General features: G+C 71.7%; 18 protein-coding genes. 7 read left to right on the top strand and 11 right to left on the bottom strand.

The genetic code is table 11. The features are described 5' to 3' along the window. Window positions 1-254: 254 nt before the first annotated feature. The 7 genes from AB0L21_RS32490 to AB0L21_RS32520 form a co-directional block, all read right to left on the bottom strand. Window positions 255-1,928 carry an ABC transporter ATP-binding protein gene (locus AB0L21_RS32490; RefSeq protein WP_365788003.1) on the bottom strand — a complete coding sequence of 558 codons (1,674 nt, stop codon included), beginning with the start codon at window positions 1,926-1,928 and terminating at the stop codon, window positions 255-257. Next, window positions 1,925-2,923 (bottom strand): ABC transporter permease, encoded by a 999-nt coding sequence (locus AB0L21_RS32495; RefSeq protein ID WP_365788004.1) that lies wholly within the window; start codon window positions 2,921-2,923, stop codon window positions 1,925-1,927. Before AB0L21_RS32495 ends, AB0L21_RS32490 begins: the two co-directional genes overlap by 4 nt. Then, window positions 2,920-3,990, bottom strand: a complete 1,071-nt coding sequence (locus AB0L21_RS32500; protein ID WP_365788005.1) for an ABC transporter permease — start codon at window positions 3,988-3,990, stop codon at window positions 2,920-2,922. Before AB0L21_RS32500 ends, AB0L21_RS32495 begins: the two co-directional genes overlap by 4 nt. Window positions 3,991-3,994: 4 nt before the next feature. Then, window positions 3,995-5,713 (bottom strand): ABC transporter substrate-binding protein, encoded by a 1,719-nt coding sequence (locus tag AB0L21_RS32505; protein WP_365788006.1) that lies wholly within the window; start codon window positions 5,711-5,713, stop codon window positions 3,995-3,997. A 189-nt stretch (window positions 5,714-5,902) separates the two neighbouring features. Then, entirely contained in the window at window positions 5,903-5,998 is a 96-nt protein-coding gene (locus tag AB0L21_RS32510) for an Ms4533A family Cys-rich leader peptide (RefSeq protein WP_309550493.1), read from the bottom strand. 56 nt (window positions 5,999-6,054) lie between these two features. Further along, window positions 6,055-7,416 (bottom strand): DUF3152 domain-containing protein, encoded by a 1,362-nt coding sequence (locus AB0L21_RS32515; RefSeq protein ID WP_365788007.1) that lies wholly within the window; start codon window positions 7,414-7,416, stop codon window positions 6,055-6,057. An 8-nt stretch (window positions 7,417-7,424) separates the two neighbouring features. After that, entirely contained in the window at window positions 7,425-8,423 is a 999-nt protein-coding gene (locus AB0L21_RS32520) for an alpha/beta hydrolase (protein ID WP_365706812.1), read from the bottom strand. A gap of 197 nt (window positions 8,424-8,620) precedes the next feature. Here AB0L21_RS32520 and AB0L21_RS32525 point away from each other — a divergent pair, with 197 nt between their 5' ends. The 4 genes from AB0L21_RS32525 to AB0L21_RS32540 all read left to right on the top strand — a co-directional run bounded on the left by AB0L21_RS32525 (window position 8,621) and on the right by AB0L21_RS32540 (window position 10,538). Continuing rightward, window positions 8,621-8,854, top strand: coding sequence for a hypothetical protein (locus AB0L21_RS32525; RefSeq protein ID WP_365788008.1), 234 nt, complete (start codon window positions 8,621-8,623; stop codon window positions 8,852-8,854). A gap of 241 nt (window positions 8,855-9,095) precedes the next feature. Beyond that, entirely contained in the window at window positions 9,096-9,737 is a 642-nt protein-coding gene (locus AB0L21_RS32530) for a TetR/AcrR family transcriptional regulator (protein WP_030649695.1), read from the top strand. Window positions 9,738-9,871: 134 nt separating this feature from the next. Further along, window positions 9,872-10,099 (top strand): DUF3107 domain-containing protein, encoded by a 228-nt coding sequence (locus AB0L21_RS32535; RefSeq protein ID WP_055706876.1) that lies wholly within the window; start codon window positions 9,872-9,874, stop codon window positions 10,097-10,099. A 169-nt stretch (window positions 10,100-10,268) separates the two neighbouring features. After that, window positions 10,269-10,538 carry a hypothetical protein gene (locus AB0L21_RS32540; RefSeq protein ID WP_365706807.1) on the top strand — a complete coding sequence of 90 codons (270 nt, stop codon included), beginning with the start codon at window positions 10,269-10,271 and terminating at the stop codon, window positions 10,536-10,538. 90 nt (window positions 10,539-10,628) lie between these two features. Here the strand turns inward: AB0L21_RS32540 and AB0L21_RS32545 are convergent, their stop codons facing one another. Next, complete coding sequence (locus AB0L21_RS32545) at window positions 10,629-11,384, bottom strand: ferritin-like fold-containing protein (RefSeq protein ID WP_356158066.1); 756 nt, start codon at window positions 11,382-11,384, stop codon at window positions 10,629-10,631. A gap of 494 nt (window positions 11,385-11,878) precedes the next feature. Here AB0L21_RS32545 and AB0L21_RS32550 point away from each other — a divergent pair, with 494 nt between their 5' ends. Next, window positions 11,879-14,383: a DEAD/DEAH box helicase gene (locus AB0L21_RS32550; protein ID WP_365788012.1), complete on the top strand. Its 2,505-nt coding sequence runs from the start codon at window positions 11,879-11,881 to the stop codon at window positions 14,381-14,383. A 192-nt stretch (window positions 14,384-14,575) separates the two neighbouring features. Continuing rightward, window positions 14,576-15,460, top strand: a complete 885-nt coding sequence (locus tag AB0L21_RS32555; RefSeq protein ID WP_365706805.1) for an alpha/beta hydrolase — start codon at window positions 14,576-14,578, stop codon at window positions 15,458-15,460. A gap of 76 nt (window positions 15,461-15,536) precedes the next feature. On the opposite strand, the gene AB0L21_RS32560 is transcribed toward AB0L21_RS32555, so the two are convergent. Beyond that, the gene (locus tag AB0L21_RS32560) at window positions 15,537-16,442 is read right to left on the bottom strand and encodes an NYN domain-containing protein (RefSeq protein WP_365706856.1); all 906 of its coding nucleotides are present in this window, start codon (window positions 16,440-16,442) and stop codon (window positions 15,537-15,539) included. Window positions 16,443-16,660: 218 nt separating this feature from the next. Between AB0L21_RS32560 and AB0L21_RS32565 the strand changes: the two genes are divergently transcribed. Continuing rightward, window positions 16,661-16,813 (top strand): hypothetical protein, encoded by a 153-nt coding sequence (locus AB0L21_RS32565; RefSeq protein ID WP_014674826.1) that lies wholly within the window; start codon window positions 16,661-16,663, stop codon window positions 16,811-16,813. A gap of 56 nt (window positions 16,814-16,869) precedes the next feature. Here AB0L21_RS32565 and AB0L21_RS32570 read toward each other — a convergent pair whose 3' ends face one another. Together AB0L21_RS32570 and AB0L21_RS32575 are read right to left on the bottom strand one after the other, a co-directional pair. Next, window positions 16,870-17,475, bottom strand: a complete 606-nt coding sequence (locus AB0L21_RS32570; RefSeq protein WP_365788009.1) for a MarC family protein — start codon at window positions 17,473-17,475, stop codon at window positions 16,870-16,872. Between the two features lie 118 nt (window positions 17,476-17,593). Then, window positions 17,594-18,451: a PHP domain-containing protein gene (locus AB0L21_RS32575; RefSeq protein WP_365706801.1), complete on the bottom strand. Its 858-nt coding sequence runs from the start codon at window positions 18,449-18,451 to the stop codon at window positions 17,594-17,596. Between the last annotated feature and the right edge of the window lie 271 nt (window positions 18,452-18,722).

The following is an 18,722-nucleotide window of genomic DNA, read 5'->3' on the forward strand; positions in this document are numbered from 1 at the left end:
ATTTTTCACCCCTCTCTCCGTTTGTTGTGGTCGCTGTTGTTTTGGGGGGGTGGATTTCGCTGTTCCTCTTGGGGGGGGGGGGGGGGGGGGGGGGGGGGGGGGCCCCCCCCCCCCACCAAAAGGGGTGAACGGTCGTAACTTTCGCGTGCGGGTCGCGTTCCGTCGCGCTAAGGGATCAGACAGTGATCGTGCGAGCGCGAAACGTTACGCCGACCCGGGACGCGGCCCATGCCGACCGCTTCGGCGCGGCGCCGCTACACCGCGGCCGGTTCGCGCCGGGCGGCGCGCCGCCGGGCCGCCAGTTCCGGGTCGAGCGCGGGTACGGCGGCCAGCAGCTGCTTGGTGTACGGCTCGCGCGGGCTGTCGTACACCTCGTCGGCCGGTCCGTACTCGACGAGCCGGCCGCGCCGCATCACCGCGACCCGGTCGCTGACCTGGCGGACGACGGCGAGGTCGTGCGCGATGAAGACCAGGGCGAGGCCGAGTTCCCGCTGGAGTTCGCCGAGCAGGGCGACCACCTGCGCCTGGGTGGTGACGTCGAGCGCGGAGACGGGCTCGTCGCAGACGATGACGCGCGGCTCGGCGGCGAGCGCCCGCGCGATGCCGATCCGCTGGCGCTGTCCGCCGCTGAACTCGTGCGGGTACCGGTCGTAGTGCGCCCCTTCGAGTCCCACGCGCTCCAGCAGTTCCGTCACGCGCCCCCGGATGCGCTCCTCGTCCCTCCCCCACGCTCGGCTTCGCTCGCGCGGCGGGACCCCCATCCCGCGCGCGCGGAGCGGGTCGGCGATGGACTCGCCCACGCTGCGGCGCGGGTTGAGGGAGGAGACGGGGTCCTGGAAGACCATCTGGACGGCCGGGTTCACGCCGGTGTGCGGGAGCCCTTCGTAGCGGATCTCCCCGGCGGTCGGCTCCAGCAGTCCGACGAGCATGCGGCCGAGCGTGGTCTTGCCGCTGCCGCTCTCGCCGACCACGCCGAGGGTCTCCCCGCGCCGGACGGTCACCGAGACGTCGTCCACGGCAGCGAACGCCCGCTTGCCGCGCCCGAACTCGCGTCGCACGCCGGTGGCCTCCAGCACGACCTCGTCGCCGGCCGGGGAGCCGGTGCGGCGGGCGTCCACGCGCGGGACGGCGTCGAGCAGTTCACGGGTGTACGGCTCGGCGGGTGCCGCGAGGATCGCGCCGACCGGGCCGCGCTCGACGGCCCGGCCGTGCCGCATGACGAGGACGTCGTCCACGCTCTCGGCGGCCACACCCACGTCGTGGGTGACGAGCAACAGGCCCATGCCGGTCTCCTGGCGCAGCCGGTGCAGCAGGTCGAGGATCTGCGCCTGGACGGTGACGTCGAGGGCGGTGGTCGGCTCGTCGGCGATCAGCAGGTCCGGCTCGCAGGCGAGGGCCATGGCGATGAGGGCGCGCTGGCGCATGCCGCCGCTGAACTCGTGCGGCCGGGACCGGGACCGCCGTGCCGCGTCCGGGATTCCCACCCTCTCCAGCACCTCGACGGCACGCGCGCGTGCGGCACGACGCGACACGCGCGTGTGGACGCGGTAGACCTCGGCGATCTGGTCGCCGATGGCGTAGTACGGGTCGAGCGAGGACAGCGGGTCCTGGAAGACCATGGCCGCCTTGGCGCCGCGCAGCCGGCGCAGCTCCTCGTCGGAGGCCGCCTGTACGTCGGTGCCGGCCACCCGCACCGAGCCGCCGACCCGGGCTCCGGTGCCCCGGTGCAGGCCCAGCAGGGCGCCCGCGACCGTGGACTTGCCGGAGCCGGACTCGCCGACGAGGGCCAGGGCGGCGCCCTTCGCCAGGCGGAAGGAGAGCCCGTCGACGGCGCGCAGGGCGCCGAACTCGACGGTCAGGTCCGTCACGTCCACCAGGCTGCCGTCCGCCGCTTCCACGCTCGTGTCCGCCGCTTCCACCAGGCTCATGCGAGTACCACCCGTCGGTCGGCCACCGCGTACAGGACGTCCGCGACGGCGTTGGCGAGGACCACGAAGAAGCCGGTCACCAGGACCATGCCGACGACCACCGGCAGGTCGACGACCTTCACCGCGTGCACCAGCTCCTGGCCGATGCCGGGCAGGCCGAAGAGGGTCTCGGTGAGGACGGCGCCGCCGACGGCGGAGCCCACGTTGTTGGCGTTCAGCGCGATCACGGGCGCGAGGGCGCCGCGCAGGGCGTGCCGGCCGACGACGGAGCGCTCCGCGACGCCGTACGCGCGGAAGGTGCGGATGTGGTCCTCGGCGAGGGTCTCCAGCATGGCCGCGCGGGTGAGGCGGGCGAAGGCCGCCGCCTCGATCAGGGCGAGCGAGAGCCAGGGCAGCAGGAGGTTCCATGCCCATTGCTCGGGGTCGTCCGAGAAGTTCACGTACTGCGGGAAGGGCAGCAGGTGCAGTTCGCCGCAGACGACGATCATCAGCACGAGGCCGATGACGAAGACGGGCGTGGCCGTGCCCGCGAGGGTGACGGCGGTCAGCACGCGCTCGGAGACCCGGCCGCGTCGCCAGGCGGACAGCACACCGGTGCCGATGCCGAGGAGGAGCCACAGCACCATGGCGCCGAGGACCAGCGACACACTGACCGGCAGCTTCGTGAGGATGATGTCCAGGACCTGCTGATCGGTCTGGTACGACTGCCCCAGGCAGGGCGCGGCACAGTGCTCGACCGAGGTGCCCGTGGAGAAGTCCTGGCCGGCGAACAGTCCCTGGAGGAAGTGCCAGTAGCGCAGGTAGAGCGGGTCGCCCAGCTTCAGCTGCTCGGCGACCTGGTGCACCTGTTCCGGTGAGCAGCGCGGGCCGCAGGTGATCTGGGCGACGTCGCCGGGGGTGACGTAGAAGACGACGTAGACGATCACCGAGATGGCGAGCAGAGTGACGACCGCGCCGACGGCACGGCGCAGCAGGAATCCACCGAAGCCGCTCATGCGGAGGCCTCCTTCTCGGTCGCGTTCCCGGCCGCCCCACGGGTCGCGCCGTCGGTCGCGTTACCGGGCGCGTTCCCGGTCGCGGTGGAGTCCTTGCGGCCGGTGCCGACGCGCAGGCGGGAGGCGGCGCGCGGGTCGAGGGCGGTGCGCACGCCGTCGCCGAGGACGGTGAGGGCGAGAACGGTGACGAACAGGGCGCCGGCCGGCAGCAGCAGGTACTGGGGCGCGGCCTGGTACCAGACGTCCGCGGCGGTCAGCATCTGGCCCCAGGACGGGGTGGGCGGCTTCACGCCGACGCCGAGGAAGGACAGCGCCGCCTCGACGGAGATGTTCGTGGGCACGAGCAGCGCGGCGTACGTGATGACGGGCGCGGCGAGGCCGGGCAGGAGTTCACGGCGCGCGACCCGCCAGGTGCTCCAGCCGCTCAGCCGGGCGGCGGAGACGTAGTCGAGGCCCTTCAGGGAGAGGGTCTGGGCCCGCACGATCTTCGCGATGCTGCCCCAGGCGATCAGGCCGATGACCAGGGTGACCAGGACCGGCCGGGGGAAGCTGGAGGGCACGATGGCCAGCAGCGCCAACGACATGATCACCAACGGCATCGAGACGATGATGTCCGTGGCCCGGCTCAACAGTTGATCAACCCATCGGTTGCCGAGCGCGGAGGCCACGCCGGCCGCGACCCCGATGGCGACCTGGACCACCGTCGCCGCGAGCGCCACCCCCAGTGACACCCGGGCGCCGTAGACCAGCCGGGCGAACATGTCCCGTCCGGTCTGCGGTTCGACGCCCAGCCAGTGGTCGGCACTGACACCGCCGAAGGAGCCGATGGGCACGCCCCCGCGCGCGGAGTCGATCAGAGTCGGGTGGTAGGTGGTGGGGTCCTGGCCCTCCAGCGCGGTGAGCAGCGGCGCGGCGAGCGCGACCAGGACGAGCAGCGCGACGACGGCAGCGGCGACCAGGGCGGCGCGCTGCGCCCGCAGCCGCCGCCAGAACTGACGTGCCCCCGAGACCGCCGGGACGGAGGTGGCCGTCCCGGCGGTCTCGACGGCGGCAAGTGCCTCGCTCACGGCGCTACTTCACCGCGACCTGGGAGATGTCCAGGACGCCGGTCCAGTCGCTGATGACGATGTTCTTGACGTCCTTGCCGTACAGGCGCTTGTAGACAGGGTGGAACAGCGGCACGACGAGGGCGTCCTCGCCGATCTTCTTGTCCAGTGCGCCCCATCGCTGCGCGGCGGCGTCAAGGTCGGTCAACTTGTTGATCGCGTCAATCTCGTCATTGACCGACTTGTCATTGAGCTGGCCCGTGTTGAAGTTCGCTCCGTCCTTGACGATCTGCCGGCCGTCGAAGATGGGGGCGAGGAAGGGGCCGCCGGAGGGCCAGTCGGCACCCCAGTGGGCGAGGAAGAGACCGGGCTCGGTCTTCACGCTGTGGATCTTGTCCCGGTAGTCGTTCTCCTCCAGGCCCTGCAGCTTGACGGTGATGCCGGCCTTCTTGAGCGCGTCCTGGACGGCGGTGGCGATCTCCGGGCTGGTCTCGAAGTCCTTGCTGTTGGAGTGGGTCAGCGTGAGGGTGAGGCCGTTTGCGTAACCGGCCTGCTTCAGCAGTTCCCTGGCCTTCGCCGGGTTGCCGGACCTGCCCGCCGGGAACGGGTCGTACGGCGTGTAGCCGAAGGACTTCTGGTCCGGCAGGAAGGTGGTGGCGGGCTCGGCGAGGGCGCTGCCGCCGGCCGCGTTGACCACGGAGGACCGGTCGATGGCGTAGGCGACCGCCTGGCGCACCTTGGGGTTGTCGAACGGCTTCACCTTCGGGTTGAAGGCGAGGTAGTTCGTGTATCCGAAGCGGCCGGTGCCCACGCGCGCGGCCAGCTCCTTGTCGCCGGTCACCTTGGCCAGTTCGGCCGGGCCGAGGTTGGTGTCCGTGGTGACGGCGGCGGCGTCCGCGCCCTGGGACGCGGACAGCCGCTGGTTGATCACCGAGGAGTCCAGGCCGGAACGCACGTCGATCCGGTCGGGGTACGCCTTGCGCTCCTCGTCGGTCGCCGCCGACCAGTGCGTGTTGCGCTCCAGGACGAGGTGCTCGCCGTCGTTCTCGTTCTTGACGACCTTGTACGGGCCGGACGAGACCGGGTGCGACTCGTACGTGGTACCCGTGTCCTTGCTCTTGGGCACCGGGGTGAACTGCGTCTGCGTGGCGAGGTACGGGAACTCGCCCTCGGGCTTGTTCAGGTGGAAGACGATGGTCCGGGCGTCCGGCGTCTCGATCGCGGACAGGCCCTTCTTGTCCTTGTACGGCCCCTGGTAGTCGGCGGCGCCGACCAGCCAGTCCCGCAAGTAGGGAGCGCCGCCGGAGAGTTCGGGGGCGAAGGAGCGCTCGATGCCGTACTTGATGTCGGCCGAGGTGATCGGCGTGCCGTCCTCGTACTTCAGGCCCTTCTTCAGGGTGTACGTCCACACGGTCGCGTCCTTGTTGGGGCGCCCGGTGTCGGTGGCGAGGTCAGGGACGACCTTGGCGCCGGCCGCGCCGTTCTCGCGGTTGCGCGTGGTGAGGGTGCGGAAGACCAGCGAGGGGACGTTTCCGCCGCCGGAGGTGTACAGGCGCGCGGGGTCGAAGTCGGACTGCGGCTGTGCGTTCAGGACCGTGAGCGTGCCGCCCTTGTGGGGCGTGGAGTCGCCACCGGAGCCCTTGGCATCGCTGTCCTCCGGGCCGCAGGCGGCGGCGCCCGCTGCCACGACCAGGCTGACGGATGCCGCTGCCACGCGGCGCGCTATGACGGACGGTTGACGCATCGGAATGACGACCTCTCGGGGTGACGTGGCGGGGCTGGTCGAGGGTTTCTCGACTGATGAGACATGTGGACGAGGAATGAGACGCCTGCGGACAGACGTCGGCCCCGGCGCCGGGTCGTCGAAAAATCCGTGACGCGGTCACGGACGGAAGGAGGAAAAGGGTCGCGACGCGGACGCCGAGGGGCGGCGTCAGCGACAGTGGATGTCGGCCACGCAGAGTGCGGTCACACCGATGAGCGCCAGCTCGATGGCGGCGCTGCTGCAGACGGCATGACTAGACCACATGGGCAGAAATATGAACGACCATGCGGCTCATGTCAATGTGACATAAGCGAGCCCTGTCAACTACCGGGGTAGGGCCAGGGGTTGGGCCGGCAGTGGATTCCGTCGTGGTCCAGGAACTTGGTCTGCTGCTGCATGACGGGTGCCAGCTCGCCGTCCTTCTGGCAGCTGACGTGTCCGTGGCCGAGCCGGTGGCCGACTTCATGGTTGATCAACATTTGCCGGTACGCATGGATCCGGTCACCGTATGTCTTGCTTCCTTGAGCCCACCTGTACGCATTGATCATGACGCGTTCGGTCGCGGCGGAGTCGCAGGAAACGTTGTCCTCCGTGGTGTCCAGGCCCGACTTGGCGCACCACTTCGCGGTGGTGCCGGGGCTGGCCAGCGTGATCACGAAGTCCGGCTTGCCGGAGGAAACGCGCTCGAAGGTACGGGCTCCGCCGTGGGCCCAGCTGCGCCTGTCGTTCAGGGTCTGCTGCACGGCCTCGGCGAACAGCGCGGCGTCCAGTCCGAGGCCCTGTTCGACGTCGACGCGGTACCGGTACTTCTGCCCGGTGCCGGGTGCCTTGTCGAACCCGGGCACGGCGTCGAACGTCCCCGAGCCCTTCGACGTGGCGCTGAGCGGGTACTTCCGGCCCATCTTCTGGTCGTACGTCAGCGTCACCGCGCTCGGTGCGGCGGAGGGCGTCGACGCGCCCGCGGCGTCACCCGGGAGACGCGCCTCACCGGCCTGGCCGGCGGCCGACCGCGACCCCGTGTCGGTGTCGTCCCGCCCCTTGGTCACCTGTCCGGCCACGACCACCGCGAGCACGGTGGTGACGGCGGCCGCCGCGATGCCGGTGAAGGCCCACCCCTTGTTCCCGCCGCGCTGCGCGGGCACACCGGCGCCGGACGCGGAGGCCTCGGCGTTCTCGGTGTCCCGTGGGCCGCCTCCGGAGCCGTCGAAGGCTTCCAGGTACTCCTGCCGGGGCCCGGGGCGGCGCCGCGCCCCACCCGGACCCGGGGCACCCGGCTCGGCCTGTCGCTGCCGGGGCAACACGACGCCGGGCCCGCCGGTGCCGGCCGGCCGCCCGCCGAACTCCCCCCAGCCCCCGCCGGCTTCCCGCTGCTCGGGATGCCCGCCCCGCGCCCCCTGCGCCGACGCGCCACCGGGAAACCTCGGCACTCCGTGGGCCGGAGTTCCCTCGGCAAACCTCGGCACACCCTGCGCCGGAGTGCCGTCAGACGGACGAGGCGCATCCGCGGGGACGCCTCCCGGCAGCAGGCCGGCGCCGTCCCTCCCGGCTCTGTCGCCCCTGTCACCCTCGGAGCGCGCACCGCGCCCGTCCTCGGAGCGCGCACCGCGCCGCTCCCCCCGCCGTGCGGCTATGTCCGCGGAATCGCTCTTCGGGGCCGGTCCGCGGCGGCTGTGGCGTCCCACCCTGGACCTCAGCTCCTTTGGCCCGTGACGGCCGCGCGGGCGCCCTCGCCGGAGCCGGCCGTCTGCGCCAGCAGTTCCCGGAACGCGCCCGCCACCACGTCGGGGTACTCCATCATCGCCACATGCCCGGCGTCCGGCAGGGACAGCAGCCGGGAGTCACGGAAGGCGCGGGCGGCCTTGCGGGCCATGCGGAAGCCGACGAGCTGGTCCCGGCCGCCGTAGATCAGCAGCGTGGGGGCCAGCACCCGTTCGGCCTGGCGCCACAGCCCGTGCTGCCCGCCGAGCGTGTAGGCGTTGACGATCCCGCGCGCGGAGCGGGTCATCGCGTCCCAGAAGTACGGCAGTCGGAGCCGCCGCTCCAGTTCCTCCACGGCGTACTGGAACGCCTCCGGCGAGACCCGCCCCGGGTCGCCGTAGCAGAGCGCCATGACGCCGCGTACACGCTGCTCGGCCGTCCACTCCTTGGTCAGCCGGGTGAAGAGCGCGGCGATGCCCGGTACGCCGAGGAGGGCGGTCGGCACCGCGCTGCGCTGCACCCGCAGCTCGGGCAGGGCGGGCGAGACGAGTGTGAGCGTGCGGACCAGATCGGGGCGTACGGCGGCCACGCGCGTGGCGACCGCGCCGCCGAGCGAGTTGCCGAAGAGGTGGACCGGGCCGCGGCCGGTCGCGTCGAGACAGCGGATCACCGCGCGCGCGTGCCCGGTGACGGAGTAGTCGCCGTCGTCCGGAGGCGGGGAGTCACCGAAGCCCGGGAGGTCGACCGCCTCGCTGTCGACGACGCCGTCCAGCTCGGCCATGAGTGACGACCAGTTCTGCGAGGAGCCGCCGAGCCCGTGGACGTACAGCGCGGGCGGCAGGCCCTCGCGCGCGGGGGGCCGGGAACGGACCGTCAGGGTGACGCCGGGCAGGCCCACGGACCGCAGCCGCTCGCCCTCGCCGACCCGGACGGGCGCCACCCTGGGGAGCACACTGGCGGCCGGCACGGAGGGCGACTCGGTCGAAGACATGCGGCAATGTTACGAGGTGATCACGTCAAGGTCGGTGTGTTCGCCGTCACAGACTGAACCGCCCGGATGCGGAGAACCGGGCACCGAACGGGCCTGACGGCATGGCGTCCGGATCAGCCGTCTCCTAGGCTCGTACAGAGGGCACCCGCGTGTGGCCCCTGCCGCTTACAGGGACGTTCGTAGGAAGGGAGCCCACCATGGCCTATGACCCCACCGAGCCCGACGCGATCGAGGACATCGAGGACCTGGAGGCCGACGCGGCAGTGGAGAGGGACGTCGAGGCGCCCGAGGTGGACGCAGCCGAGCAGCAGGCGGACATCGCGCCGGACCGTGACGACCCCCTGACGGGCGTGGACCCCTCCCGTGGGAACGAGGCCGATCTCGTCGAACAGGCGCGCGTGGTCTCGCTCGACGAGGACGACTACCGCTAGCCGAGCCGGGGGACGGCCACCACCGCGCTGACGAGGGGCGGCCACCTGTGCCGACGAGGGCCGGTCACCGCTGACCTCGCAGGACCGCATGAACCCCGCACGGCCCCGGCCGGCGGGCCGTACGGCTTTCGCCACCCGTCCGGTACGTGAAATTCTGCGCTCGCACCGCGCACACCACGGTTACCGAAAAGTACGATGGCCGCGCGGCCGACACCGCATGTGGACGACTTTGGGAGGCGGCGTGACAGCCATCGAGCAAACTGAGGCGGCACGCCCACGGGGCACCCGTCTGCCGCGCCGAGCCCGGCGGAACCAGTTGCTGGGGGCCGCTCAGGAGGTTTTCGTCGCGCAGGGCTACCACGCGGCGGCGATGGACGACATCGCCGAGCGGGCAGGCGTGAGCAAGCCGGTGCTCTACCAGCACTTCCCCGGCAAGCTCGACCTCTACCTCGCCCTGCTGGACCAGCACTGCGAGTCGCTGATCCAGGCGGTGCGCGGCGCGCTGGCGTCGACGACCGACAACAAGCAGCGCGTCCGGGCGACGATGGACGCCTACTTCGCCTACGTGGAGGACGACGGCGGTGCCTTCCGCCTGGTCTTCGAGTCGGACTTGACGAACGAGCCCGCGGTCCGCGAGCGCGTGGACAAGGTCACCAACGAGTGCGCCGAGGCGATCTGCGACGTCATCGCGGAGGACACCGGTCTCTCGCGCGCGGAGTCGATGCTGCTCGCCTCCGGTCTCGGCGGACTCGCCCAGGTGGTCGCCCGCTCCTGGCTGCACAGCGACCGCAGCGTGCCGCGCGACCAGGCGGTGCAGCTGCTGACCTCGCTGGCCTGGCGCGGCATCGCCGGTTTCCCGCTGCACGGCAGCGAACACCACTGACGGCCGTTTGTTCCCGTGCGGTGTTCGCTCCTGGCGTTCCGGCCCGCAGCGTGTACACCCCCTCACCGGGCTAATGTGTGCAGCGTAGGGCGCGGAAGATCGCGCACATCACTGACCGTCGGAGGGACATAGCCGTGGAGGTCAAGATCGGCGTGCAGCACGCGCCCCGCGAGATCGTTCTGGAGAGCGGTCAGAGCGTCGAGGAGGTCGAGCGCGTGGTGGCCGAGGCGCTGGCCGGCAAGACGGGGCTGCTCAGCCTCCAGGACGAGAAGGGCCGCAAGGTCCTCGTGCCGACGGACCGTCTGGCGTACGTGGACATCGGCGAGCCGACCGTCCGCAAGGTCGGTTTCGGCGCGCTCTGAGGCCGCCGTCGTGAGAAGGGCCCGGCGGTCGTGAGCCGCCGGGCCCTTCCGCGTGACATGCGCACGAACGGAGCACAGGTCCTTCACAGCGCAGGATTGCAATCCGCAGGTCACGGGTATGACGGGCTACGACCGTCGAGCCAGACCGGCCGTGGGAGGGACCCCCGACATGATCCTCGAAGCACTCGGCTCCGCCGTGCTCGGTCTGATCCTCGCGTGGGCGGCGACCCAGCGCCTCGCCCACCGGCTGCCGGCCCGCCCGCTGGTGTTCTGCACGGGCATCGCCGGAGCCCTCTTCGGCGACTTCGTCACCCACACCGCCCTGGGCCCCGGCACGGCTCTGCTCAGCCTCCTGGGTGCCGCGGTCATCTCGGTCGCGTCCCTGTCCCTGCTCCTGCGCCCCGCGGGCCGCCTCCGCCGCCGATCAGCGACGGCGTGAGGGCTGCGCCCCGAAGGGGCGCGGGGAACCGCGCGAGCGGCGACAACGCGCCCGCAGCCGCGAGACGACAGGTCCCACCCCCGCGCAGCGCTACGCCGCCAAGCCCAGCGCAGCCATCCGCTTGGTGTGAGCCTCGGTGATCCGCGAGAACATCCTGCCGACCTCGGCGAGATCGAACCCGTCGGCCACCCCGCCCACGAGCATCGTGGACAGCGCGTCCCGGTCGGCGACCACCCGCTGGGACTGCGACAGCGCCTCCCCCATCAGCCGCCGCGCCCACAGCGCCAGCCGGCCGCCCACGCGCGGGTCGGCGTCGATGGCGGCCCGCACCTTCTCCACCGCGAACCCGGCGTGCCCGGTGTCGTCGAGGACGGCGAGCACCAGCTCGCGCGTGTCGGAGTCGAGCCGGGCCGCGACCTCCCGGTAGAAGTCGCTCGCGATCGAGTCACCGACGTACGCCTTGACCAGGCCCTCCAACCAGTCCGAGGGCGCGGTCTGCTTGTGGAACCCGTCGAGCGCGGCGACGAACGGGTCCATCGCGGCCGTAGGCTCCTCGCCGATCTCCGTCAGCCGGTCCCGCAGCCGTTCGAAGTGGTGGAACTCGGCCGAGGCCATCTTCGCCAGCTCCGCCTTGTCCGCGAGGGTCGGCGCCAGCTTGGCGTCCTCCGCGAGCCGCTCGAACGCCGCCAGCTCCCCGTACGCGAGCGCGCCGAGCAGATCCACGACCGCGGCGCGGTACTGAGGGTCGGCAGACGCCTGCGCCCAGTCCTGGGCGGCGACACCGGTGGGTTCGGCGGGTTCGGCGGACGCGTTCTCAGGCTTGTCAGAGCTAGTCATGAGGCGCACAATAGCCCGCTCGGCGCTCCGCTCAAGCCCTGGTCAACGAGTGTGACCACGACTACGTGACCAAATCGGCCATCGCATGTGCGCGATTCCGGGGTATGGTGGTAATGCGCCTGCCAGAGTGCGTCGACGATGCTCGACGTTCCCGACAGGCCGCACGCATGAGGATGCCCGGTCGGTGGCCCGATCGGCTCCGACCCGACAGCCCTCCAAGGCCGTACGGCATTGATCGTACGACGACAGGAGGGAACCCTCAGCGGTACGAGCGCTAGAGCGTCGGCAGAGGTCCCGTGTCATACGGCTTGCCCGAGTGGTTCGTCCGTACGGCAGCCGACGTCCCCGGCACGGTCAGACATGACCCCCGCTCGCTCGCCTCGCACCGCGCACACAGAAGAGGCAGCACCCTGACTACGACGTTTCGAGAACTCGGAATCCTCCCCGAGACCGCCGAGGCCCTGGAGGCCGTCGGCATCATCACCCCCTTCCCCATCCAGGAGATGACACTCCCCGTCGCCCTCTCCGGCACGGATGTCATCGGCCAGGCCAAGACCGGCACCGGCAAGACGCTGGGCTTCGGTCTTCCGCTCCTCGAGCGCGTCACCGTCCCCGCCGACGTCGAGGCCGGACGCGCGGCCCCCGAGGCCCTCACCGACGCCCCGCAGGCGCTCGTCGTCGTCCCCACGCGCGAGCTGTGCACCCAGGTCACCAACGACCTGCTGACGGCCGGCAAGGTCCGTAACGTGCGCGTGGTCGCGATCTACGGCGGCCGGGCCTACGAGCCCCAGGTGGAAGCCCTGAAGAAGGGCGTCGACGTGGTCGTCGGCACCCCGGGCCGGCTGCTCGACCTCGCGGGCCAGAAGAAGCTCGACCTGAAGCACGTCAAGTGCCTGGTCCTCGACGAGGCCGACGAGATGCTCGACCTGGGCTTCCTGCCCGACGTCGAGAAGATCATCAACATGCTGCCGGCCAAGCGCCAGACGATGCTGTTCTCGGCCACGATGCCGGGCGCGGTCATCGGCCTCGCCCGCCGCTACATGTCCCGGCCCACGCACATCCGCGCCACCGCGCCGGACGACGAGGGCGCCACGGTCGCGAACATCAAGCAGTTCGTCTACCGCGCGCACAACATGGACAAGCCGGAGATGGTCGCCCGCATCCTGCAGGCCGAGGGCCGCGGGCTGGCGATGATCTTCTGCCGCACCAAGCGCACGGCCGCCGACATCGCCGAGCAGCTCCAGCACCGCGGGTTCGCCTCCGGCGCGGTCCACGGCGACCTCGGCCAGGGAGCCCGCGAGCAGGCCCTGCGGGCCTTCCGCAACGGCAAGGTCGACGTGCTCGTCTGCACCGACGTCGCCGCGCGCGGCATCGACGTCGAAGGCGTGACCCACGTCATCAACTACCAGTCCCCGGAGGACGAGAAGACGTACCTGCACCGGGTCGGCCGCACCGGCCGCGCGGGCGCCAAGGGTACGGCGATCACGTTCGTCGACTGGGACGACATCCCGCGCTGGCAGCTGATCAACAAGGCGCTGGAGCTGGACTTCAACGACCCGGTGGAGACGTATTCGAGCTCCCCGCACCTGTTCTCCGACCTCGGCATCCCCGAAGGCACCAAGGGCACCCTGCCGCGCTCGCAGCGGACCCGTGCCGGGCTGGACGCGGAGGAGCTGGAGGACCTGGGCGAGACCGGCGGGCGGGGCGCCCGTGGCCGCGGTGGCCGCGCCGAGTCGGCCCCGGCCGAGCGTGAAGGTCCGGCTCGTACGCCGCGCCGCCGTCGCCGCACGCGCGGTGGCGCCCCGCTGGACGCCTCCCCGGCCGCGCCGGCCACGGAGACCTCCGGTACGGAGGAGGCCGCGACCCGCACCCCGCGCCGCCGTCGCCGTACGCGCGGCGGAGCGTCGACGGACCCGGTGACGGCCGGCGCCACGCCGACGACGCCGCCCGAGGCCGCTGTCGAGACGGTGACCACGGCCGAGGGCCCCGCTGCTCTCGACACTCCGGAGAAGCCGCGCCGCCGCCGCACCCGGAGGTCGGCCGGGACCGAGTCCCCGGTGACCGAGTCCGCCGAGGCCCCGGCTCACGCCGAGCCCGCGGCGACCGAGCAGACCGTCGACAAGGCCCCGCCGGCCGAGCCCGTGACCGCGGACAGCCCGGTGGCCGAGGCCGCCCCGGCCGCGGAGACCAAGCCGCGCCGCCGCACCCGCAAGACGGCCGAGCCCGCCACCCCGGCGGAGTCGGCGCTGGACACGGCCGAGGCCACCGAGGCGAAGCCCCGCCGCACCCGCAAGACCGCGGCTGCCGAGCCGGAGACCGCCGAGGCCGAGGCCAAGCCGCGCCGCACGCGCAAGACCGCGGCTGCCGCCGAGGCCGCCGTGGACACCGCCGAGGCCACCGAGGCCAAGCCCCGCCGCACCCGCAAGGCCACGGCTGCCGAGCCGGAGACCGCCGAGGCCGAGGCCAAGCCGCGCCGCACCCGCAAGACCACCGCAGCCGCCGAGGCCGCCGTGGACACCGCCGAAGGCACGGAAGCCAAGCCGCGCCGGACCCGTAAGACGGCCGCCACGGCACCCGAGGCCGCCGAAACGGAGGCCGAGGCCAAGCCGCGCCGCACGCGGAAGACGGCCACCGCCGCCGTGGACTCCGCTGAGGCCACCGAGGCCAAGCCGCGTCGGACCCGTAAGACCGCCGCAGCCGAGCCGGAGACGGCCGAGGGCGAGGCCAAGCCGCGCCGCGCCCGGAAGACGGCTACCGCCGCGGTGGACGCGGTCGACGGGGAGGCGGTCACCGCTGCGAAGGCGCGACGGACCCGTAAGGCCGTTGCCGAGGCGGCTGCTCCGGAGATTCCGGCGCAGGCCACCGAGGAGCCGGAGGTCAAGCCGCGGCGCCGGACCCGCAAGACCGCGGCGGCCGCTGCCGAGGCGGTCGGTGAGAGCGTCGAGACGACGCCCAAGCCGCGCCGGACCCGTAAGACCGCGGCGGCCGTGGAGGCTCCCGAGGCCTGACCGTGCGCCGCGTGTGCGGCAGCGTAAGTGCCGGTCCGATGGCCGGGTTCACGACAGTGGACCCGGCCATCGGCGTTCCCGGAGGCACTTAGTGCCCGCCCCCGCGCACCACCTCGACCCCATGCCGCCACCCACCCCGTCACCCGCCCCTCCCGATCAGCCGACCCCGCCCCCTGCCGATAACCTCTCCCCATGAGCAGGCCCCCCACCTTCGTCCCGCCCCCCGGCGCCCGCGCGTACCCCCTTCGGACGGCGCGCGGTGCGTTCGCCGTGGTGGACGCGCCCGTGGCCGTCGGGGTCGAGCCGAAGGGCGTGGCGCTGCTGCTGCCGGGGTTCACCGGCAGCAAGGAGGACTTCAATCCGCTGCACGTGCCGCTCGCCGAGCGCGGGTACCGGACCGTCGCCGTGGACGGGCGGGGCCAGTTCGAGTCGGACGGACCGGCGACGGACGAGTCCGCCTACGCGCAGGAGGAGTTGGCGCGGGACGTGCTCGCGCAGGCGGAGGCGATCGGTGGCCCGGTGCATCTGCTGGGGCACTCCCTCGGCGGCCAGATCGCGCGCGCGGCCGTACTCCTCGACCACACCCCCTTCCTGTCGTTCACTCTGATGGCCTCGGGCCCGGCGCAGATCTCGGCGCCCCAGCAGGAGCGCGTGAAGCTGCTCCGGGACGCGCTCGCGGTGCTGACCATGGCGGAGGTGTGGGAGACGATCCAGGCGATGGAGCCGCCGGAGGAGACGGAGACGCCGGCGCTCGACGCGGGCCTGGACGACCGGGACGACCTGCGGCGCCGCTGGCTGGGCACCAAGCCCGCCCAACTCCTCGCCACCGGCCGTCAGTTGTGCACGGAACCGGACCGTGTCGCCGAACTGGCGGCCGTACCGCTGCCGTTCCACGTGCTGTCGGGTGCACGGGACGACACCTGGCCGCTGCCCCTGCTCGACGACATGGCGGTACGGCTGAAGGCGCGCCGGACGGTCATCGAGGGTGCCGAGCACTCCCCCAACACCGACCGCCCGCTGGAGACGGCCCGCGCGCTCGCCGACTTCTGGGACGCCGCCCCGGGCACCCCGCGGTAGGACGAACGCCTAGGCCCTGTCGTCAAACTCCCGTCTGCCGCCCTCCGGGCGGACGACGGGAGTTTGACAACAGGACCTAGTACTGCGACTGCAGATGCTCCCAGAACCCGTCCCTGAGCGCCCGCCGCAGGTCCGCCTGACCGCGCAGGGAGTACTGGAGCAGCTCCTCGGCCTCGACCAGCAGGTCCTGGTCGACGGAGCCGGGCAGATACGGGTGACCGGGGAACAGTTCGACCAGCGCGTCGCGGCCCCGGGAGGCGAGCCATCTCGCGGCGATCTGGGCACCGACGAAGCGCACGTCCTCGCGGCTGGGGCGGGCGCCACCGGCGGCCTCGAACACGGCGGCCGTGCGCCGGGAGACGTACGGCTTGAAGAACTCCAGGTCGAAGGTGCGCTGGCTGTCGACCTCCCAGAGCAACGGCTCGGCCTGGTTGCGGCCTTCGGGCGCCTCGATGCCCCAGAGGTGGACGCGGGCGCCGTAGCCCTGGGCCGCCTCGACGGCCGAGACCAGGTCCTCGTCGCCGCCGAGGAGGGCCGCGTCGCTGATCGCGCGGTGCCGCGCGAGTGACTCCAGGTCGGTCCGGATCAGCGAGTCGACGCCCTTCTGCTGGTTGTTGGCGTTGAGGTTGCCGAGGCGCACCTTGACGTCGGGCAGTTCGGCGATGACCTGCTGCTCGGCGGTGTGGATGCGGCGCCGGGCGCCGTCGTACCAGTAGACGCGCAGCAGCCTGCTGTCCGCGAAGATCGTGCGGGCCTTGTCGATGAGGGCGTCGATCAGGCCCTCGGCGTCCAGGTCGAAGGCGCGGCGGTCCTCGGTCCCGGCGACCAGCCGTCCGGCAGCCGCGTACAGGTAGCCCGCGTCGACGAAGATCGCATGGGTCGAGGGCGTCTTGGCCACCTCGGCGAGCATGCGTTCCAGCAGCTCGTTCGTGCGGTCGATACGGGCGCCGAGGGCGGCCAGGTCGTCGTTCATCACCTCCATTGTCCCGGTGGTCACAGTGCGAACACAACCGGTCCCGGTGGGTCCCTCGCCTGCTCCGGGCATGTCGCTTACCGGTCGGTAATTAGCTGTTCGAAAAATTTCTTTAGCGTAGGGAATGTTTGTAACAAGCGACGCGTTGACTACGTACGACGCTGGATACACCAGAGGTCACACCAAGTAGTTCTCCGCAGGAGGATGACCAGACGAAGGGAGAAGCCATGCGCTTCGAGATCATGCGACTCGACGAGGTCGACGGCACCGCCGTGGACAGCACCGTCGTGGACGCCGCCTCCGTCAACCGGATCGTTCAGCAGGCCGCCGCCATCGGACAGCGCCTGTGGATCCGCCCGGCCGAGACCCCGGCCTCGTAGCCCGCACGCGGGCATTCGCCACTCAAGCTTTCCGGGGGAGCCGAGCCGCCGACGGCTCAGCTCCCCCGGATCACCTGAGTGACCCCGTTGATGATCTGCTGGACGGCGATCGCGGAGAGCATCATGCCCGCGAGCCGCGTCACCAGGACGACACCGCCGTCCTTGATGACCCGGATGATCAGCAGCGAGTAACGCATCACCAGCCACAGCACCACGTGGATCGCGAGGATCGCGGACCACACCGAGAGCTGTGTGGACACGCTGTCGGCCTTCTGCACGGCCAGGATCACGGACACGATCGCACCGGGACCCGCCAGCAGCGGCATGCCCAGGGGTACGAGCGCCACGTTGACGTCCTTGGTCTGCTTCGGCTCGTCGGTCTTGCCCGTCAGCAGATCGAGCGCGATCAGCAGGAGCAGCAGCCCGCCCGCGATCATCAGGGCGGGCACGGACACGTGCAGGTAGTTCAGGATCTGGTGGCCCAGGACGCCGAAGACGGCGATGACCCCGCCCGCCACGCAGACGGCCTGGGAGGCCATCCGCCGCTGCACCTTGCCCGGCCGGCCCGCGGTCAGGGCGAGGAAGATCGGGGTGATCCCAGGGGGATCCATGATGACGAAAAGGGTCAGGAACAGAGAGCCGAAGACGGCGATGTCGAACATGGGGAAGTACAGGCCTTGCGGGAAGAGGAACTACGGGCGTGAGGCGGTACGGACCGCGGGCATGAGGCAGTACGAACCGCAGGTGTGAAGCGGTACGGCGGGTCGGCCCCTCGGGGCCTCAGGCTCCGCCGGTCCCCGGCACCGGGAACGCACCCGTCGCCCGCCGGGTGATCTCCCCGTACACCTCGGGGTCGGTCGTGTAGGCGCCGAGCGCCACGGTCTTGCGGCTGCCGTGGTAGTCCGAGGAGCCCGTGACCAGCAGCCCCAGCTCCTTCGCCAGGCCGCGCAGGCGGTCCCGGGCGTCGGCGTCGTGGTCCATGTGATCGACCTCGATGCCGTCCAGACCGGCCTCGGCCATCTCCGCGATCCGGAACTCCGGCACGGTGCGACCGCGCTTGGCGGCGGCCGGGTGCGCGAACACGCAGACCCCGCCCGCGGCCTTGACCAGGCGGATCGCCTCGAAGGGGTCGGTCTCGTGCTTCTCCACGAAGGCCCGCCCGCCGTCGGCCAGCCACTCCTCGGTGAACGCGTCGCTCACCGTCGGTACGACGCCCAGCTCGACCAGCGCCGAGGCGACATGCGGGCGTCCCACCGAGCCACCGGCGGCGATCCGCTCGACCTGCTCCCAGGTGACCGGCACGCCCAGCGCGTTCAGCTTGGCGATCATCCCTTTGGCCCGCGGCACCCGGTCGTCCCGGACCAGCTCGCGCTCGGCGAGCAGCGCGGGCTCCTCGGGGTCGAACAGGTAGGCCAGCAGGTGCATGGAGACGCCGTCGACCCGGCAGGACAGTTCGGCCCCGGTGACCAGCGTCAGCCCCTCGGGCAACGCGGCGATCGCCTCGCCGTACCCCCGGGTGGTGTCGTGATCGGTCAGCGCGACGACGTCCAGGCCGGCGGCGGCAGCGTTGCGCACCAGCTCAGCGGGCGTGTCCGTACCGTCGGAAGCGGTGGAGTGACAGTGCAGATCAATGCGCACGACGACTCCAGAGCACCGACGGAAGCAGGGGGACACCTAAGGATAACGGTGTTTTCGCCCCTGCCTGTCACACCCGAACCCACTCAGCACCCCCTACTGCAACCCCCCAGGGGCGCGGGGAACGGCGCGAGCAACCACCACTCACCCGCAGCCGCCCACACGGAGAACCCGGCACCCCCCTAGGCCCTGTCGTCAAACTCCCGTCTGCCGCGCGACGCCATGCACGCACTCTCGCCGCACCGGGCCCCGACCCAAGTACATCCAGTACGAG

The organism is Streptomyces sp. NPDC052721, assembly GCF_040678315.1.
Classification (GTDB): domain Bacteria; phylum Actinomycetota; class Actinomycetes; order Streptomycetales; family Streptomycetaceae; genus Streptomyces.

What these genes read in the sequence shown, in the direction of transcription:
- AB0L21_RS32570 (WP_365788009.1), bottom strand. Translation starts at nt 17,475, where the DNA reads ATGTTCGACATCGCCGTCTTCGGCTCTCTGTTCCTGACCCTTTTCGTC.
- AB0L21_RS32495 (WP_365788004.1), bottom strand. Translation starts at nt 2,923, where the DNA reads ATGAGCGGCTTCGGTGGATTCCTGCTGCGCCGTGCCGTCGGCGCGGTC.
- AB0L21_RS32565 (WP_014674826.1), top strand. Translation starts at nt 16,661, where the DNA reads ATGCGCTTCGAGATCATGCGACTCGACGAGGTCGACGGCACCGCCGTG.
- AB0L21_RS32550 (WP_365788012.1), top strand. Translation starts at nt 11,879, where the DNA reads ATGACACTCCCCGTCGCCCTCTCCGGCACGGATGTCATCGGCCAGGCC.
- AB0L21_RS32510 (WP_309550493.1), bottom strand. Translation starts at nt 5,998, where the DNA reads ATGTGGTCTAGTCATGCCGTCTGCAGCAGCGCCGCCATCGAGCTGGCG.
- AB0L21_RS32555 (WP_365706805.1), top strand. Translation starts at nt 14,576, where the DNA reads ATGAGCAGGCCCCCCACCTTCGTCCCGCCCCCCGGCGCCCGCGCGTAC.
- AB0L21_RS32560 (WP_365706856.1), bottom strand. Translation starts at nt 16,442, where the DNA reads ATGGAGGTGATGAACGACGACCTGGCCGCCCTCGGCGCCCGTATCGAC.
- AB0L21_RS32520 (WP_365706812.1), bottom strand. Translation starts at nt 8,423, where the DNA reads ATGTCTTCGACCGAGTCGCCCTCCGTGCCGGCCGCCAGTGTGCTCCCC.
- AB0L21_RS32525 (WP_365788008.1), top strand. Translation starts at nt 8,621, where the DNA reads ATGGCCTATGACCCCACCGAGCCCGACGCGATCGAGGACATCGAGGAC.
- AB0L21_RS32540 (WP_365706807.1), top strand. Translation starts at nt 10,269, where the DNA reads ATGATCCTCGAAGCACTCGGCTCCGCCGTGCTCGGTCTGATCCTCGCG.
- AB0L21_RS32490 (WP_365788003.1), bottom strand. Translation starts at nt 1,928, where the DNA reads ATGAGCCTGGTGGAAGCGGCGGACACGAGCGTGGAAGCGGCGGACGGC.
- AB0L21_RS32505 (WP_365788006.1), bottom strand. Translation starts at nt 5,713, where the DNA reads ATGCGTCAACCGTCCGTCATAGCGCGCCGCGTGGCAGCGGCATCCGTC.